This window comes from Pseudoalteromonas sp. MMG012 (assembly GCF_018100875.1).
Lineage (GTDB): Bacteria > Pseudomonadota > Gammaproteobacteria > Enterobacterales > Alteromonadaceae > Pseudoalteromonas > Pseudoalteromonas aurantia.
Map to the genome: position 1 here is coordinate 1 of NZ_JAGJEF010000256.1, position 331 is coordinate 331.

At 45.0% G+C, this 331-nt stretch carries 1 protein-coding gene; it reads right to left on the reverse strand.

The features are described from left to right. The coding region (locus tag J8L97_RS23320) for an IS3 family transposase (RefSeq protein WP_211053105.1) at nt 1-331 on the reverse strand (331 nt) is incomplete at both ends.

Genomic DNA, 331 nt, shown 5'->3' on the forward strand with positions numbered 1-331 from the left:
ACCAATCATGTTTTAAGCTGCCGAAGAATCGCTCAACAACCGCATTATCCCAACACGCACCGACATCGCCCATACTGGCTCTGACGCCATAACTCCATAGTAATTGTCGATATTGTTTACTGGTGTACTGTGAACCTCTATCACTGTGAAACACCAAGCCTTTTCGAGGCTGCCGTAAGTTATAGGCTTTCATCATCGCCTTGCTAACTAAATCAGTCGTCATGCGTTTATCAATATGCCAACCAACAATACGACGTGAATATAAGTCCATGACGATAGCCAGATACATCCAACCTTCGCCAGTTCTTAGGTAAGTCACATCACCAGCCCA